The sequence below is a fragment of the Klebsiella ornithinolytica genome (genome assembly GCF_030505655.1).
In the GTDB taxonomy this organism is placed as follows: domain Bacteria; phylum Pseudomonadota; class Gammaproteobacteria; order Enterobacterales; family Enterobacteriaceae; genus Klebsiella; species Klebsiella ornithinolytica.
Genome location: NZ_CP130153.1, coordinates 246813 through 264984, shown reverse-complemented (window position 1 = coordinate 264984; position 18172 = coordinate 246813). Strand labels below are relative to the sequence as shown.

General features: G+C 57.5%; 11 protein-coding genes. 3 read left to right on the top strand and 8 right to left on the bottom strand.

What is annotated here, in order from left to right; translation table 11 throughout:
- Positions 1-134 precede the first annotated feature (134 nt).
- The 8 genes from Q1L34_RS01185 to bcsR form a co-directional block, all read right to left on the bottom strand.
- Positions 135-1421: a dicarboxylate/amino acid:cation symporter gene (locus tag Q1L34_RS01185; RefSeq protein WP_004868713.1), complete on the bottom strand. Its 1287-nt coding sequence runs from the start codon at positions 1419-1421 to the stop codon at positions 135-137.
- Positions 1422-1578: 157 nt separating this feature from the next.
- On the bottom strand, positions 1579-3588 hold the full coding sequence (hmsP, locus tag Q1L34_RS01180) for a biofilm formation regulator HmsP (RefSeq protein ID WP_004868715.1): 2010 nt from the start codon (positions 3586-3588) through the stop codon (positions 1579-1581).
- 308 nt (positions 3589-3896) lie between these two features.
- Positions 3897-7376: a cellulose synthase complex outer membrane protein BcsC gene (bcsC, locus tag Q1L34_RS01175; RefSeq protein WP_032718367.1), complete on the bottom strand. Its 3480-nt coding sequence runs from the start codon at positions 7374-7376 to the stop codon at positions 3897-3899.
- Positions 7358-8467 (bottom strand): cellulose synthase complex periplasmic endoglucanase BcsZ, encoded by a 1110-nt coding sequence (gene bcsZ, locus Q1L34_RS01170; protein ID WP_327204335.1) that lies wholly within the window; start codon positions 8465-8467, stop codon positions 7358-7360. The genes bcsC and bcsZ overlap by 19 nt, the downstream gene beginning before the upstream one ends.
- Positions 8468-8470: 3 nt before the next feature.
- Positions 8471-10834, bottom strand: a complete 2364-nt coding sequence (gene bcsB / locus Q1L34_RS01165) for a cellulose biosynthesis cyclic di-GMP-binding regulatory protein BcsB (RefSeq protein ID WP_327204334.1) — start codon at positions 10832-10834, stop codon at positions 8471-8473.
- A gap of 10 nt (positions 10835-10844) precedes the next feature.
- Positions 10845-13463, bottom strand: a complete 2619-nt coding sequence (bcsA, locus tag Q1L34_RS01160; protein ID WP_004868725.1) for a UDP-forming cellulose synthase catalytic subunit — start codon at positions 13461-13463, stop codon at positions 10845-10847.
- Positions 13460-14197, bottom strand: coding sequence for a cellulose biosynthesis protein BcsQ (gene bcsQ / locus Q1L34_RS01155; RefSeq protein WP_004868727.1), 738 nt, complete (start codon positions 14195-14197; stop codon positions 13460-13462). Before bcsQ ends, bcsA begins: the two co-directional genes overlap by 4 nt.
- A gap of 11 nt (positions 14198-14208) precedes the next feature.
- Entirely contained in the window at positions 14209-14397 is a 189-nt protein-coding gene (gene bcsR, locus Q1L34_RS01150; protein WP_004868728.1) for a cellulose biosynthesis protein BcsR, read from the bottom strand.
- Positions 14398-14567: 170 nt separating this feature from the next.
- On the opposite strand from bcsR, the gene bcsE reads away from it, so the two are divergent.
- From bcsE to bcsG, 3 genes are read left to right on the top strand one after another with little or no spacing between them, the layout of a single operon-like run.
- Positions 14568-16124, top strand: a complete 1557-nt coding sequence (bcsE, locus tag Q1L34_RS01145; RefSeq protein WP_048022840.1) for a cellulose biosynthesis protein BcsE — start codon at positions 14568-14570, stop codon at positions 16122-16124.
- A complete protein-coding gene (gene bcsF, locus Q1L34_RS01140; protein WP_004868733.1) occupies positions 16121-16318 on the top strand; it encodes a cellulose biosynthesis protein BcsF in 198 nt (65 codons plus the stop codon). Before bcsE ends, bcsF begins: the two co-directional genes overlap by 4 nt.
- Positions 16315-17985, top strand: a complete 1671-nt coding sequence (gene bcsG, locus Q1L34_RS01135; RefSeq protein WP_100663192.1) for a cellulose biosynthesis protein BcsG — start codon at positions 16315-16317, stop codon at positions 17983-17985. The genes bcsF and bcsG overlap by 4 nt, the downstream gene beginning before the upstream one ends.
- Positions 17986-18172 lie beyond the last annotated feature (187 nt).

Sequence of the window (18172 nt, the reverse complement as noted above, 5' to 3'; positions counted from 1 at the left end):
ACCACGCGGAGATGAAAATGTCGCACGGAGACGTAAAATAATCATTTCGTATCATTCCCCTGCGGCGGGGAATGATACCTAATTATGCGCAGGAGCCCGGAGTCCAGCAAGGACAACGGGCCTAACAGAAGGATTTAAGAGGATAATTCGTGCGATTTGTTGGTCGGCTCGCGATTATTCAGGACATCATCCAGCTGCTTGCTGTCCAGTTCTTTCACCCATTTTGCCACCACGATAGTCGCCACACCGTTGCCCACCAGGTTGGTCAACGCGCGTGCTTCAGACATAAAGCGGTCAATCCCGAGGATTAGCGCCAGACCGGCGACCGGTAAATGCCCGACCGCAGAAATCGTTGCCGCCAGAACGATAAAGCCGCTCCCGGTCACCCCCGCCGCTCCTTTTGAGGAGAGCAACAGCACGACCAGCAGGGTAATCTGGTGGAAAATATCCATATGGCTGTTCGTCGCCTGGGCAATAAACACCGCCGCCATCGTCAGATAGATCGAGGTCCCGTCGAGGTTAAAAGAGTAGCCGGTTGGAATCACCAGCCCCACGACCGATTTACGACAGCCCAGCTTCTCCATCTTGTCCAGCATACGCGGCAGCGCCGATTCGGACGAAGAGGTCCCAAGGACAATCAGCAGCTCTTCACGGATGTAGCGGATGAACTTGAAAATGCTAAACCCGGTCACGCGGGCAATCGAACCCAGTACCACCACCACGAACAGGATACAGGTGATATAGAAACAGACGATCAGCTGGCCCAGTTGCACCAGGGTGCCGACACCGTATTTCCCGATGGTGAAGGCCATGGCCCCGAAAGCACCGATTGGCGCAAGGCGCATAATCATATTGATGATGCCGAAGATCACCTGCGAGAAACTTTCGATGACGTTAAAAATGAGCTGGCCTTTGCTCCCGAGACGATGCAGCGCAAAGCCAAACAGCACGGCAAACATCAGTACCTGAAGGATATTGCCGCTGGCAAAGGCGCCGATGACGCTGCCGGGGATAATATCCAGCAGGAAGGCGACAATGCCCTGTTCTTTCGCCTGCTCGGCGTAGACCGCTACCGCATGGGCATCCAGGGTCGCCGGGTCGACGTTCATTCCGGCGCCGGGTTGCACCACGTTAACAATAATCAGGCCGATAATCAGCGCAGCGGTACTGACCACTTCGAAATAGAGTAGCGCCACCGCACCGGTACGGCCGACGGCTTTCATACTTTCCATCCCGGCAATGCCGGTCACAACCGTACAGAAAATAACCGGCGCGATAACCATTTTTATCAGTTTAACGAAGGCATCGCCGAGAGGTTTCATCTGCGCGCCCAGTTCCGGGTAGAAATGGCCCAGCAGAATACCGATCGCAATGGCCGACAAAACCTGCACATAGAGGCTTTTGAAGAGAGAGGTTTTCATAGGGTGTCCTTTGGGTAAAACCACAGACCTTGAAGGGGTATAGGCTGTCTGTGGCTTAAAAGTAACACCAGGGAAACATTTCAGAAATAACTAACCGCAAAAATGCAACGGAATTGTTAAAAACTTTGAGCTGACACGCACAAGTTCACCACCCGCGTTACAAGCTTGCACCCCCTTCATTCTTGCCGCGCAAGAACTGCGTCATAAAGGCCTCCTGCGACAAAGCGCAACCAAACAGGAACCCCTGAACAACATCCACACCGGCCGCCTGCAACCAGTGATACTGCGCTTCTTTTTCAACTCCTTCCGCCACGATGCGCAGATTAAGGCCGCGTGCCAGCTGGATAATCGCCGGAACCATGCTGGTATCCTCGGGCAACATATCGATAAAGGCTTTATCGATTTTCAGGATATCGACCGGCAGCGATTTCATATGCTGGAGCTGACGCAGCCCGGCGTAGCCCATCCCGAAATCATCCAGCGCAATCCGCACGCCCGCCTCACGCAGCGGACGCAGCAGCGACACCACCGTCTGCGGGTCGTCCAGATGACGGCTTTCCGTAATCTCCAGCACCAGCGTCCCAGGCGCGATGCGATAGCGATCCAGTAATGTCAGCATCTCGGTACCGCGATCGTGGTGCAGTAGCTGCAGCAGCGAAACGTTCACCGACAGCGGCAACATGATGCCCAGGCTTTGCCATGCGGCCAGCTGGCGGCAGGCTTCTTCCATCACCCAGTAACCCACCGGCACCATCAGCCCACAGGCTTCAATGCGTTCAATCAGATCCGTAGGGAGCGACCAGCTTCCGTCGGGCTGGCGTTGTCGCAGCAGCACTTCCGCTCCGCAGACCTCACCGCTGGCGGCATCAACCTGTGGCTGGAGCCAGATAGCGAACTGATGATTATCCAGCGCGGTAAGGATGTCGTGTTCTTCCATCAGCCGACGCTGGGCTTTTTCCATCTGGGCCGGATCGAAGAATTCAATCTGGTTTTTACCTTTATGCCGCGCGGCGATGGCGGCAGAAAATGCCCGACGATAGAGCTGTTCCGCGCTCAGTTCGCCGTTAAACATCGCAATACCCACGCTGGCGCAGGGGCGCAGTTGAATACCCTGCAGCGGCAGCCGTTCATTTATGACAGTGAGCACTTGCTTACTTAATGTCACCGCGTGCCACGGCTCGCTCATTCCGTGGGCCAGAATGGCGAAGTCATAGCCGCTAATCTGAGCCAGCACCATCCGCGGCGGGATGATCCCCCGCAGCTTCTCCACCAGCGTCAGCAGCAGGATCTCGCGCTGGGTCTCTTTCAGTACTCCCGCGGTGTCCTGCAATGTTTCGCAGGCGATAACCAGCAAAGCTGAGCTTTGCGGCCGGGCGACGGTCTGCTCCAGCAGGGCCATCAAAAAGGCCTTATTCGGCAGCTCGGATACCGGGAAGCGGGTGGACTGTAAGGTCAGCTCATCGTGCTGACGCAGCAGGGTCTGCTGGTTTCGGTTATAGCTGCGCACCAGCAGGCCGATTTCATCATCATGGTGCAGACGCGGCAGCGTCAGCTGGTGCCCGAGCCGGTCCTGCGGCGCAACATCATTGAGCTCACGAGCCAGCTTACGCAGCGGACGGACGATCAGACGGTTGATACACCATGTGATAGCCACCGTCAGAATAAGCACCAGCAAGAAGTAAGCAGTCACTAACGTAGAAAGTACGCTCATGACGAATTTGTAGGTCTGCCAGGAGTCGGCCTGCAGCACCAGATAGGCTATCGGCTGCGGGTTGGCTGGCCTCTCCAGGGAGTAAATCGGCAGGGAGATCTGTACCGGGAGTTCGAAAACGCGGGTCACCATCACCGGTACCGGACGCTCCGGGATAAACCGCATCCGCAGCGCCTGAAATTGATTGGGCAACACCACATCCGCCCGGCTGACAATACCAGCAGGCTGGATACGCCCCAGAATGGCTTCCGCCTCGGGGATATCCGCTTTCAGGATAGCCGCCGACAGGGGTTCGCGAACGGAACGAGCGATACTTTCTAATTGCGTGGCCGTAATGAAGCGACTCTGTTGCACAAAGTGAAACAGCAAAATAGAACAAAATACCAATACAAACGCCATGGACACGCCCGCGACCATCGCCATCTGTTTAATTGTAAGTGAGCGGCTGACGCGCAACTGGGTTCTCCACTGATACTTAACACCTACCCGGTTTCATTCCATCAAAACCGGTCGTTTTCAGGCTGATTATATACTTAAATCCTTCGCCCACGTCCGCAAGGGGTGACGTGACGTCTGCGGGTTATTTTCCCGGATTGCCGCTGCCCCCTTACCGGAGCCAGGCGACAGCATGGGTCTCTCTCCCCGGTAAGCGTAGCGCCACCGAGGGAAAGACGGCCAGAATGAACAAAGACGGGCGAAGTTTGACGAGTATACGCGAACCGGCGGCTGGAGTGACGCCCGATCGCGTAATTCAGGCTATTCTGCTACCAGTCCGCGTAGGGTACCAGCGGCTGTGGCGGCATATCCATATCACCCTGCCAGCCGGCGGCCGAATAGCGCACGTAGAGCAGCGCATGGCTCGGGGTATAATCCTTCGCCTGTTGAATATCCACCGCCGCCCCCACGAACCAGTTGCCGGTAACTCGTCGCTCAACCAGCGCCCGGGCGGTGTAACCAAAGCCCTGACTGCTGCTGCCTTGTTCCGTCAACTGACTGGCATCGGCCCGATAGTCTGAGGGAATCAAATTCAGCAGCGGGTAGCGCGGCATGGTTTTGGTACGCGAGTGCGACCAGGAGACGGATCCCCCCAGTTCCCATGACCAGTTTTCCGTCCGCTGCCGCCAGGTGACCGGTACCGCGAACGAGATATACTCCTGCGGGCTATAGTAGCCGCCCTGGCCGAGGGTATAGCCGCTCAGGTCTTTGTCATAGTGCCAGAGCATATTGTTCAGGCCCACCGTGACGCGGCGGTTATCTTCATTGATGACTTTATAGTAGTAACCGGTCATCCAGCGCACGCGCCAGTTGTCGGCCACGTTTTTTCCCGTGAGTTGATCGACGCCCAACGAAGACCAGACGCCGTTGGCCTCGCCCTTATCGTAGCTCATGCTCACGCCGCCGCCGTCAGCCCGGACGCCGCCCCAGGTTGTCCCGGTATGGCTGCTGCTGTCTTTCTGTCCGCCAAAGGCAAGCAGCGAGCTGGAAATCGGCCGGCGATGCATATTGAGGGTGTAGCCGATCGGCCCGAGATCGTTGCTGTAGCTCAGGCCGCCTACCACATCCACCACGTTAAAGCCCATCGGAGTGGTACCGATATCCGCGCTCCAGGTCTCGTTCTTCCAGCCCACCGCAACGCTGGCGCCACCGTCGGTCTGGTTTTTGCTACCGCTGGTGCAGGCAATTTCACCGCAGGTCCCCCAGTTTGGCGAATAGCTACCGTCGCTGTTCGTTGAGAAGCTGCCGGCATCCATATTGACCAGGTCGGTACGGAAGAACATGCGTCCGTCGGCGAGCGGCGCATCCACATGCAGCATCGTGGTGTGCGCTTTGAGATCGGAATAACCGCCGGTGCCGCTGGATCCCCAGAAATCATGCTCCAGGGTGACGTTAAGATCCTGCTGGCGATAGAGATCCGCGGCGTCGCTGCGGATCCCGCGCTTCAGCCAGTCATCGCTGCTGTCGTTGCGGGTCAGGCGGGTAAAGGCATCGTTATCCTGCGGGCGGACCGGGGTCACGCCAGAAGCCACCATGGCATCTTTATAACTCTCCAGCGCCATCTGCGGCTGGCCGTTCTGGGTCTGGAACCGGGCCGCATCGCGCAGCACCAGCGCACTTTCCATTGACGGAGGCTGCGCTTTCGCCTGCGGGATAATACGGTTAAAAATCTGCTGTGCCTGGGCTGTATCGCCAAACCCCGCATTCGCCAGGGCCACCCGCCGCTGCATATTGATGGAATCGGTCTCTCCGCCTTTCAGCTGGCTGACCTGCGCGCGCGCGGCATTTTTATCGCCTTCGGCAAGATAGACTTCCGCCAGTCCCAGACGGGCATCACCGTTGTCGGCCTCCTGACTCAGCACCGCGTTGTACTGCGCAATCGCCGTCTGGCTATCGCCGCGCTGCTGCGCCCAGTCCGCAAGCGTAAGCTGGTAGCGAACCAACGGCGGCTGCTGTTGAATGAGGGCGATAGCCTGTGTTTCCCGGCCGCTGTCGCGCAGCTGGTTAGCCTGGCGTATCACCTTATCACTCTGTAAGCGCGCATCCAGCTCACGAATGTTATCCGTCCACTGGCCGCGCGGCAGAGTAGCGAGCTGCGCCAGCGCCAGATCGTCCTGATTATTGCCGGATAAATAGAGACCCCAGGCATAAACCCGCTCGGCATCCCCCGGCTTACGGCTGACCATATTACGCATCAGCGTATCGGCCTCCGCCTGTTCGCCTGCGCTGACTAAATCACGGGATAAACGATAGGTAATCCACACGCTATCCGGGTCAAGCGCCAGGCGCCGACGCTGGACCTCCGCCGCCTGCGCCCAGTTGCTTTGGCTCTCCAGCGCTTCGGCCTGTTTTTCCAGTCGTTCATTGGTCAGGCTGCGCTCGATATCATCAATGCTGCGCCGCTGGGCAGGCGACAGACTGGCGATATAGGCGCTGGCTTTTTCCGGCGATTGCGCACGATAAAGATTAGCTAACCCGCGAACCGCCAGGTTGTTGCCGCGATCCATCCGCAGGGTACGCTGATAATAGCGCTCCGCTGCCGCATTATCTTTGCGCGCTGCCGCCACATCCCCCAGCCCAAGCACCGCATAGCTATCGCTACTGTCGACCCGCTGAGCCTGCGCATAATAGTTTTGTGCCCGATCCAGCTCGCCGGCCTTCAGCGCATTATCGCCCTGCTTGATCAACAACCAGTAGCGGTTCGTCTGTAGCAGGCTGTCCCATTTATCGCGATTCGGGCTTTTCGGATCCATCGCGATCGCTTTGTTCAGCTGTGCGACGGCACGGGCTCTGTCGCCACGCTGCGAATAGGCCTGGCCCAGCGCGCCCACGGCATCGCTGTCCCTGGCATCGGCCCGCACGGCCTGCTGTAAATTGGCCACGGCCTGGGCGGGGTTGTCATTTTTGACCGCCGCCAGTCCTTCGGAACGCACGCGAAATGCCGGATCCTGAAGTTGCGCCTGCTGCTGAGCCAGCAACACGCGGGCATTCGCTGCCGATTCACCGGTGGTGAACAGGACCAGAAAACGCTGCAGTTGCTGCACGCTGGCCCGGCTGACCGGCATATCTTTGATTTCGCTAAGCCACATATCGGCCGCAGCGCCGCGACCGGCGGCCGAACGCGACATTTGTTCTAAATAGGCAAACCCTTCCGCCGGTTTATCGTCAGCAAACATCTGTTTGGCCAACGCCGCCTGCAGGTCGGCATTGCCCGGGGAGCTGGCATCCAGCTTCTTCAGCTGAGCAACGGCTTCTTTATGTCGCGCCGGGAGGCGCGCCACCAGCGCCCAGTATTCAATCGCGAGGGTCTGATCGGGCGGCACGCCGCCGAACAATTTTTCAAAGGCGGCCACCCCCTCTTCTACACGTCCCGACACTCCCAGCAGGCGCGCCTGCTGCAGCTCCTGCCTCCCGTCGCCGGTGTTGAGGTTCATTTCGCTACGGGAGGATTTCAGTTCTGCGGAATCGGGGGCCAGTTTTGCCAGCCTGTCGAGCTGTTTTTTGGCGCCGTCGGTGTCGCCCTGGCGCAGCAGGTAACGCATTCGCGCGGCAATTAATTGCGGATTATTCGGGTCAATCAGCTCCAGGCGATAGAGGGATTGCTTAACCAGATCTTCACGATGGCTCGCTTCGCCCAGCCGGACCTGCTCCAGCAGATGCTCCTGGGCAGGGGTTGTCGCCGCCTGCGCCAGCGGCAGCAGGGCGATCCCGAGAGACAAGGTGATAATACTTAATCTGAACTTACGCATTCCTGGTCCCAGTCAGGTCGTAATTCGCCACCCGCAGTGAAACGAAAACGATGTTGATCCCATCCCTGGCCAAAAAGCGTCAGGACCGCACTATAGTAGGCATCGGCGCCCGGATAGTGGTCTGCGACGCGCTGGCGCTGTATCGCCCGGGCGTCGTCATTTTGTAAAAACGGCAGCATCGACGCTGACAATCCGACCGGGCCGTTGCCGGTCGTTTTCCCGGTTGCGATATTCGCTTTTTCCGGCGGTACGCCCTGGCGAATCGTCTGCGCTTCCATCGGTTTAAAACGCGCCAGCAGTCGCGCTTTCTGTTTATCCCCATCATCCAGCATCCCGACCCACAGATAGACGCGAATCGCGTCGTAGCTGCCGATTATCGGTTTGTCCGCATTCAGCTGCCAGCCTTGTCCTTTTTCGTAACGCACCCAGTCAGGAGAAAAACCTTTGGGCGCCGTCTCCAGCAGAAAACGCAGGTTGCTGTCGCGCAGTTTCGGCCACGGGGCGCCAAACCGGCTGAAGTAGCTGGCAAGCTGTGGCGGAAGGTAGCTGGGGTTAAAGCGCCAGCCTTTATCGTCGACAAAGCCAACTTTACCGGGGAGCACCATCGGTCCGAAACCCGGCACATCCGTCACTTCTTCATCGGCGATACGTGACAAGAGCGCCTTGCCCACCTCGGTGTACTGCGGCATCTGCCACAACCGCCCGGCTTCCAGCAGCGACCAGGCTATCCATAAATCGGAGTCGGACGCGGAGTTGCTGTCCAGCAGCGTCCACTCCTCATCGCTCTTTTTGCCCCACAGCCAGCCCGGCAGGTGCGCACGCAGATCGCCCGCCGCCAGGTTGTTCTGGGTCCACTGGAACAGCTTGCCGAAAGCGTCGCGATCGTTTGCCGCCAGCGCGAAGAACAAGGCGTAGCTTTGCCCTTCGGAGGTGGTGATTTTTCGCGAATCGGCGGGATCAACCACCCGCCCTTCGGTACTCACATACTCTTTTTTAAATTGCTCCCAGGCCGGCCACTGGCAGGCGGCGCTTACCTGTGCCGCCGCCAGCATCAGAACCGACAGGATGACTCCGCGAATCGGGTTCATCATCGCTTACTCATCATCAAGGTGGAGACGACGACGGCTGACAATACGCAGCATGCGCCACAGCACCCAGGCCAGAAGCACAATGCTCACCGCAGCCAGAATGGCCAGCAGCACCGGGTGGCTGGACAGCGCAAACCAGATTCGCTCAAACCACGGCAGATGTCCGACATAATAGACGTCGCCCACCCGCAGGCTGTTCACTCCGGATTCACGAATCACCGCAGCGGAGCCAAACATCGCCGCCCGCTTGCCGCTGTCGTTCAGCGCACCGTTCAACAGCTCGTTACCGCGTGGGCTGTCCGCCAGCAGCGCCACGACGCTGCGTTGATCGTAATACGGCGACTGGAAGCTGATAATGGCCGCCATTGGCCCGGAGGAGGTGATATCCGTGCGCGTATTGGGCGTTCTGGCCTCATCATCCGGATAGATGCTCGGCAGATCGTAATGGCGCATCGGCATCTTCACCCAGCTCTTTGTCGCATCGACCAGCAGGCTAATTTTGGTCTCATCTTTCAGCGCTGGCGGAATCGCGCCAATCAACAGCAGGTCGGCGTCTTTATCCTTAATTTTGCTGCCATCATCGGTGACCTGCACATTGATAGCCGCCAGACCAGTCTGCGCGCCGATACCGCCAACGGATTCCAGCAGCGTCGCCACCTGACCCTCAGTCGGTGCGGGTGGCACCACAATCAGCGTGTCAGCAAGATCGGCCATCCGGCTATACGGGAAGCCCGCATTGGCAAACACGCGCAGATCCGGCATGGCAATAAAGTGGTAATACTTCGAGAAGTCGATGGTTGAATCGTCACCAATCACCACGTGGTTCTGTACCGGCTGGAAGGTAATACAGTTATCGATAGAGCCGCCCGGCATCGGGTTCATGTACTGGAAATCAAAACGCAGCTGGTTCATCGCCCCGAGGCGCAGCGCCGGGATACTGACGTTCGTCTTACCATCCAGCAGCCCCTGCAGCACCGGCAGACGCAATATCAATTTATTCACGTCCTGAGAGCTGTTCAGGCTGAAGGATTGCAGGAACTGGTCGTTGAGGCTGATATCCATGCGCGAACTGTCTTTGATCGGCGGCATGGTGTAGCGATAGTTCAGCCTCATGTCGATGCCGTTGGCACGCAGCAAATAGAGATCCGGCGGCAGACTCAGCGCCACGTTAATGGAATCCGGCACCAGACCGCTGGACTGCAGCTGCTGTTCGTAGGTTTTCAATTCGCCGAAGGTGACTTCACGATCGGTACGCACCCAGTTCGGCGCGTCATACGGTTTGCGCGCCTGCAGCTCTTTGACATCGTCGACCACGACGCTGCTGCCGCGGAACAGAATATTGCCCTGCGCAATCCCCCTCGCGGCCAGCAGCAGGTCTTTGTCATCGCGCCCAAAGACCACCAGCAGCTTGACGTAAGGGTTGTCCGGATGGTTAATCATTTCGATGGTCGGCGCCTTCACCGGCGGATGTTCACGCAGGAAGTCCGGGCGCTTATCGTTGGTCGCAAACACGATGGCGTTGCGATCCGGCAGTTTGTTAAACAGTACCGGGAACGCCTGGCCGCGCCAGCCGGCTTTGCTGCCGAACCAGGAGGCCACAATCGCCGCCGCCTGCTGCTGCTGCGCATCCGGTGAGGAGGCGAAAACCATCGGCAGCGTCAGCGAACGGTTGTCCCGGGGATCGTAGAACGGCACCGGGAAATGGGACAGATCGTTACGCACCACCAGCGCCTGATAGGTCAGGTCCAGGTTACTGTCACGCCCGACGTCCAGCCATAACGTACTGCTGGCCGGGTTCTCACACACATCGCGATAATGGCCGACGAACACCAGACGCACGCGGTTAAAGTCGGTGATATACAGGGGATCGATAGGGATCTGCGCGCTGACTTTTTTACCCAGCTGCTCTTTGGTAACCGGCAGGACGCCCATCAGCTCATCATTGAGGTACACCTTCAGCTGCGACTGCACCGGCAGCAGCGAAGGGGACGGCGTATAGTCGAGATTCAGCAGGGCTTTCGTCACGACCTCATCGCTGCGCATACCAAACTCCACCGAGCCGTCGGGATGCGCCCCGCGCAGTATCATACTGCCCGGAGCCGGGGCGATACTGGCGAAAGAGAGCTTCACGTCGCGGGACGGAACATTCTCCATGACCACCGCAGGCGCCGGCGGCGCGGCAAGGGTTGCCGTCGGCTGGCTGTCGGCAATGACCGGGGCCGGAGCCGTCAGGCCCCCGGCTAGCGGGTCCGTCGCCGCAGGCGCTGGCGCCGCAGCCACGGCTGTCGCCGGCGCCGCAAAAGAGGCGAAGGATGACCAACCAGCCATTCCCACTGCCACTGCACAAATCAAGGAGAGTTTTCTTTTCATCGCATTATCATCATTGTTGAGCCATTTCTGGTTCTGAAGAGAGTATCGCCGCGGCACGTTCAGGCCGACGGGGAACAAACGAGACTATCCAGGCAACCAGCATGGTGAGCGAGCGGAAAATAACCTTCACCGACGGCGGCGAGAACTCCGCCAGGTGACGATATCCACGGAACCCCAGCTTCAGGATATCCAGCAGGCTTTCCATCGGTTTATCTTCCGGGAAGCTATCCTGCCAAAGCGCCCACGTATCAGCACGGGCAAACGTACACTGTACAAAATCAATATGTTGTTGATTGGTCAACGGCATCAGCTGCAAACCGACTTCGCTGCCATTCACGCGCGCAACCCGGACCGGGAAGGCATATTCCTGCTGTCCGCGTTTGAGCAGCAGATTCACCTTTTGCCCTTCCAGCACCTGCGCCTTACCGTGAATTTTGATCCCCAGCCCGCCATCGGAATAGTCATGTACGGTACAGGAGAACAGGTGGCCATCTTCGCGCGCAATTGCCGCCGGCATGCTCATTTCGACGCGATGCGAGCGACGGACCTGTTTACTTTCCACCGACACCGCCACCGCGCCGCCAAGGATAATCAGGTTATAGAACACCCAGACGATGCTGACCCAAACGGTCAGGATCTCATTTTCCGGGCCGTAGAGGTGACGCCAGATCCCCGCCGCCACGCCCACCAGGTTCAGCAGCACCAGATAGATATAGGGACGGGAAATGACCCAGTCGACATATTCGTCTTCCACCAGCCCCCCTTTCGCCGTCACGTTGAACTTCCCTTTATGCGGGTTAATCAGCGCGACAAAGGTCGGTGGCGCGATATACCAGGCCAGCGTCGTTTCGTAGATTTCGCTCCAGAAAGAGTGGCGATATTTGCCCTGAATCTTCGAGTTCGTCAGGCTCGCATGAATCATATGCGGCAAGACGAAGAGCGCGATCATCAGCGCCGGCGCATAGATGATATAGGCGTGCAGCAGTAAAAATGCCAACGGCGCGACGAGGAAAATCAGCCGGGGAATGCCGGATAAAAAGTGCATCATCGCATTGACGTAACAGAGCCGCTGCGCAAACTTAAGCCCTTTACCAAACAAGGGGTTATCGAGGCGGAATATCTGCACCATGCCACGCGCCCAGCGAATACGCTGGCCAATATGCGCCGAAAGGCTTTCGGTCGCCAGGCCCGCGGCCTGCGGAATACGCATATAGGCGGACGTGTAGCCGCGACGGTGCAGACGCAGGGAGGTGTGGGCATCCTCGGTCACCGTTTCCACAGCGATACCGCCAATCTCATCCAGCGGGGCACGACGAATGACCGCGCAGGATCCGCAGAAGAAGGTGGCGTCCCACATATCGTTACCATCCTGCACCAGACCGTAAAACAGGGTCCCCTCGTTCGGCGTTTTCCTGAAACGTCCCAGGTTGCGTTCAAACGGGTCGGGCGAGAAGAAATGGTGCGGCGTCTGCATCATCGCCAGCTCTTTCTCTTTCAGGAACCACCCCATGGTCATCTGCAGGAAGGAGCGTGTCGGCACGTGGTCGCAGTCGAAGATCGACACAAATTCGCCTTTGGCGTACTTCAGCGCGTTGTTGATATTCCCGGCTTTGGCATGCTCGTGGGTGGTGCGGGCGATGTAATGCACGCCGACGTCTTTGGCGAACTGACGAAACTCTTCGCGCCCGCCGTCATCGAGGATCCAGATATTGAGCTTATCTTTCGGCCAGTCGATACCTTGCGAGGCATAAATGGTGTTTTTCACCACGTTAAGATCTTCGTTGTAGGTGGGAACGAAAATATCCACCGTCGGCCACTCGGCCATATCTTTAGGTAACGGAACCGGCTGGCGATTCAATGGCCATATCACCTGGAAATAGCCCAGCACCAGCACCAGCCAGGCATAGGTTTCAGCAAACAGCAGCACAATGCCGCACACCAGGCTGACAGGATCGTCCCAGTTCAGCGTCGAGGTATAGCGCCACCAGATGTAGCGGCAGGAGACGGTCAGCGAGAGGACAATCAGCATCAGGGCCGAAAAACGGCCGGGAATACGGCGTACCAGCAGCGCCACGCCCCACAGCAACATCAGGAAAATAAACTGTGAAAGCGGGTTAAAGGGCTGGGTAATACACAGCAGCGACAGCACCAGCGAGAAAGTGACGACCACGCCAAGAATCGCCTTGCGCAGTTTCGGACTGACGTGCGCCAGCTCTTTGTGTTTATTCAGATGGGCTGTGCGGCTGTTCGTCCGTTCGGGAAGCGTATCCAGCCACTGGGTATAGCGCCCGTGAACCCCTTTGATGGCGGCAAACGAACGCCAGTTCGCCTTTTTATCCGCCCCGGGTACATGCGTCACCAGCAGCCACAGGGACTGCAGTAGATAGCGCAGCGGATCCAGCAGCCGCGGGCGATGGGGATTAATATGCGGGAAGTAGTCATGATGGTTGTTCAGAATCGCCTGCCAGCGCGGTGTTTCCAGCGGCATCAGCGCCCAGACCAATGACGCCCACAGGCAGCCCAGCGATGCGGACAGCCACGATGCGCCGTGGCGGCGATAATCGCTGTAGCGTTCGCTCAGACGTTCCGCGACCGGCGGCGCCAGTAGCAGGGTACTCAGGCGCATCATTGCGCCCCCTTGCCGGAATAGTGCAGCAAACACCAGTTGGCGAGGGTCAGGATCTCTTCGGCGGCCAGCGAATCAGAACGATATTCCCCGAGCGGCTGCTTCGCCGCCAGACACTCCGCCATCGCCTCATCACGATGGACCGTGACCGGCAAAATACGGCGCTGGCTCTCCAGCCACAGCTGGTATAAATCTTCCTGTAGCTGGCTACCGACGCGCAGATCGTTAATCAGAATATCGCCTTTTGCCGGCAGCGCCTGTTGATGCAGGCGAATATGGCTGTTGCCGTCCGGATGCACCACCACCAGCGTGCGATCGCAGGCGCTAAGCAGTGAACGCGTCAGCGGGGAATAACCTTCCGGTAAATCCAGCAGCAGCCAGCGATGATCGCCCTGCTGCTCCAGCTTCTCCACCATGCCGACAAAAGATTCCAGCATTGGATAGAGCTTATCAACGTTCTCTCTTTCACCGGGCGAAAGCAGACCAAAAGGCAAAATATCAATATGCGAGGTATAACGGATGCCGGCGTCGCGCCAGTCGCCTCCGTCAATTAACGAACGTGCCCAACCGTCGCGATGCGTCGCATCAACGTTGAAAAAATAGCGCAGCATATTATCCGGGCTGGCGTCGATCGCCAGAACCGTTTCCCCGAGGAGCTGTAATGCCCAGGCGAGCGCGGCGGTAATCGACGTGGTGCCCACGCCACCGCGGATACCCTGTAATCCAAGAATAGCCATCGACGGCGTCCTTACTTTTTCTCTGCGAGTTCCGCCAATAGTGGCCAGCGTTTCAGCGCCGCGGCTAACTGCTCGCGCCGGGAAATGTCGTGGTAATCAATTTCGGGCAGGGAAAATGCCCGGCTTAACGCCAGGAAATCATTTTGAAAGGTATAACCCAGCGTTGCATCTGAGGGTACTGAAGGCTCTTTTCCCGGCATTTCGCTGTCCATTCAAAAAAACACATAAATAAAACCCGATGTATAATAGGCTCAGTCTTAACTCACCTATATATGCTAAAACTGATACCCTTTAAATTCAATGTTAGGTTTACTCTGACGCTTTCGCTAGTAAACTGATCCAGTATGAATCAGGGCTGACGAGGAACGACGTGAATATCGTTTATACTTTAGGTATTTCATCATTATGGGACGAGGTCTGTCATATGCCCGTCGGGGGCGTGTGGTGGCTTAACGTCGATCGCTATCCTGACGCGGTAAGCCTGCTCAATCAAACCCTGGTGGCCCAGGATAAAGAGTGCAAAGTCGCCGCCATCGTCATGGGTGAGAAACCAAATAAAATCATATCATTAAAAAAAGATTGCGGCCCGGAAAAAGTGGCATTATTCAGCATGCCTGACCTGACGGCAGGGCTGGAAGAAATGCATCGTGATTTACTCTGCTCGGTCGATCCGGCCAATTACTTTTTTATTTTGCTGTGTGCCGAAAATGCATGGAAAAACATAAAAAGTGAGAAAATAAGCGCATGGGTTGAAAAATCTCACCAATGGGCTAAATATCATAAGTGTTCGTTATTAATTCTTAATTCCGATAATGATATAGACAAGCAGCTTTCGCCATTATTACACGAGTACCGCGCCCTTTCCGGGCTGGCGAGCATTCGTTATCAGGGCGATAGTTTTCTGTTTGATATTGCCTGGTGGGGCAGCGAAAAAGGAATGAGCGCACAGCAGCAGCTGACGGTAATCCAGGATGACGACGGCTGGCGACTGGCAGAAGAAGAAGAGGCCACGGTGCAGCCGCGCAGCGATGAGAAGGTTATCCTGAGTAACCTGCGAGTCCTCGAAGGCGCGCCTGCCCTGTCTGAATACTGGACGCTGTTTGATACCAATGACGGCGTGTTTAATGCCGCCCGCACCGCGCAGGCGGCAACGTTGTTATTTTCCGTGACCCAGAACGAACAGATTGAGCAGCTGGGTCGCTATATTCACACCCTGCGCCGGCAACGCGGCAGCGCGTTGAAAATTGTGGTGCGCGAACAGCTCCCCAGCCTGCGTACCACCGATGAGCGACTGCTGCTCAGCAGCGGCGCGAATATGGTGATCCCCTTCAGCGCACCGCTTTCCCGCTGCCTGACGCTAGTGGAAAGCGTGCAAAAACAAAAGTTCACCCGCCATATTCCGGAAGAGTTCGCCACCCTGCTGACCTGGAGTCAGCCGCTCAAACTACGCGGCTACCAAAAGTGGGGGGATTTCTGCGCCGCGGTACATAACATTATGGCCAACACCATGCTGCCTGCGGACAGCAAGGGCGTGATGGTGGCGCTGCGCCCGGCTCCGGGGCTGCGCGTCGAGCAAGCGCTGACCCTGTGCCGGCCGAACCGTATGGGCGATATCATGACGATCGGTAACAACCGATTAGTACTGTTCCTGTCGTTTTGTCGCGTCAATGACCTGGACACCGCGCTAAACCATATTTTCCCGTTGCCCACCGGCGATATTTTTTCCAACCGCATGGTCTGGTTTGAAGATAAACAAATCACGGCGGAAATTGGGCTGATGCGGGGTATTTCGCCGGCGCAGTGGAACACGCCGCTGCCTATTACGATGGAGAAAAACAACCCCATTAACGCGGCCCATGACGGACGCAGCTGGCGACGCATTCCGCAGCCGCATCGTTTGTCTACCGACAGGGAGAAAACGTCATGATGTCCATCAGTGATATTCTTCAGCTGATCGTACTCTGTGCCCTGCTGTTTTTTCCGCTGGGATACCTGACGCGCCATTATCAGCGTCGAATTCGCACCACCTTACGCTTAATGTTCTTTAAACCTCGTTATGTCAAACCGGCTGGCGTATTACGCCGGGAAGCAACAACTCAGCAAGGCAAACTGAATAAATGACGAATCCAAAAACAAATGCGACGCCGCTGCCGCTTTGGCAATACTGGCGTGGCCTGGCCGGTTGGAATTTTTACTTCCTGGTGAAGTTTGCGCTGCTTTGGGCGGGATATCTTAATTTTCATCCCATGCTCAACCTGGTCTTTCTCGCGTTTTTACTGGTCCCGCTGCCGAAATATAAACTGCACCGTCTGCGGCACTGGATTGCTATTCCGATCGGCATCGGATTGTTCTGGCATGATACCTGGCTACCGGGGCCGGAAAGTATTTTCAGCCAGGGTTCGCAGCTTGCTGGCTTCAGCGCCACTTATATCTGGGACCTGGTCACCCGCTTTATTAACTGGAATATGGTCGGCGCCTTCTTCCTGCTGCTGGTTCTGTGGATGTTCATCAGCCAGTGGCTGCGCGTCACGGTAGTGGTCTCCGCCATTATGGTGTGGCTGGCGGTCAGCCCACTGCTTCCGGCCTTTACGTTATGGCCTGCGGGCCAGCCGACGGCAGCGGCGACCACCGTGAAGACCACGACCACGACGGCGGCCCCGGCGGGCACCTCTGCCGCCAGCAGCGATATTCCGGCACAGACCGAACCGCCCACCTCGGCGAATTTGACCAACTGGCTGAACGCGTTTTACGCCGCAGAGCAGAAGCGCAAAACGCCGTTCCCGGATCGGCTTCCGGCCGATGCCCAGCCGTTTGACCTGCTGGTTATCAACATTTGCTCGCTGTCGTGGTCCGATATCGAAGCCGCCGGGCTGATGGATCATCCGCTGTGGAAGCATTTTGATATTGTGTTCAAAAACTTTAACTCGGCGACCTCCTACAGCGGCCCGGCGGCGGTACGGCTGCTGCGCGCAAGCTGCGGCCAGCTGTCGCATTCGAACCTCTATCAACCGTCGGGCAACGACTGTTACCTGTTCGAAAATCTGGCCAAACTCGGCTTTACCCAACAGCTGATGCTCGGCCATAACGGTCAGTTCGGCGACTTCCTGAAAGAGCTGCGTAGCTTAGGCGGGATGCAAAGTCCGCTGATGGATCAAACGGGGCTGCCGGTCAGCCTGCAGGCTTTTGATGGCTCGCCGGTCTATGACGACTTAGCGACCCTCAACCGCTGGCTGGAAACCGAAAATAAACAGGGTAACGCCCGCAACGCCACCTTCTACAACATCCTGCCGCTGCACGACGGCAACCACTTCCCGGGCCAGAGCAAAACGGCGGATTATAAAGTTCGCGCGCAGAAACTCTTCGACGAGCTGGATAACTTCTTTACCGAGCTGGAAAAATCGGGCCGTAAAGTGATGGTCGTGGTCGTACCGGAGCACGGCGGCGCGCTGAAGGGCGACAAAATGCAGGTTTCTGGCCTGCGCGATATCCCGAGCCCGTCCATTACCGACGTGCCGACGGCGGTGAAATTCTTCGGGATGAAGGCACCGCATCAGGGGGCCCCGCTGATTATCGACCAGCCGACCAGTTACCTGGCCGTGTCGGAGCTGGTGGTTCGCGCGCTGGACGGCAAGATGTTTACCGAAGATAACGTGGACTGGCAGCAGTACACCGCCAACCTGCCGCAAAGCGCCGCGGTATCGGAAAACGCCAACGCCATCGTTGTGCAGTACCAGGGGAAACCTTACGTTCAGCTGAACGGCGGAAGCTGGGTACCGTACCCGCAGTAATCCCGCCAATGGCCGCAGGGGCGTTCCCTGCGGCTATGATACGCCAGCAGGTCAACTGCCCCTCGCGAATTCCCCGCTGAAAACTCCAATCACCACCCAGGGTCGCTATCTCTGATGGCGCACTCCGGACGACCGCCGCCGGCAAAAACGCCGTGACAGCGTCCGCCCGGGGATATACGATATATAT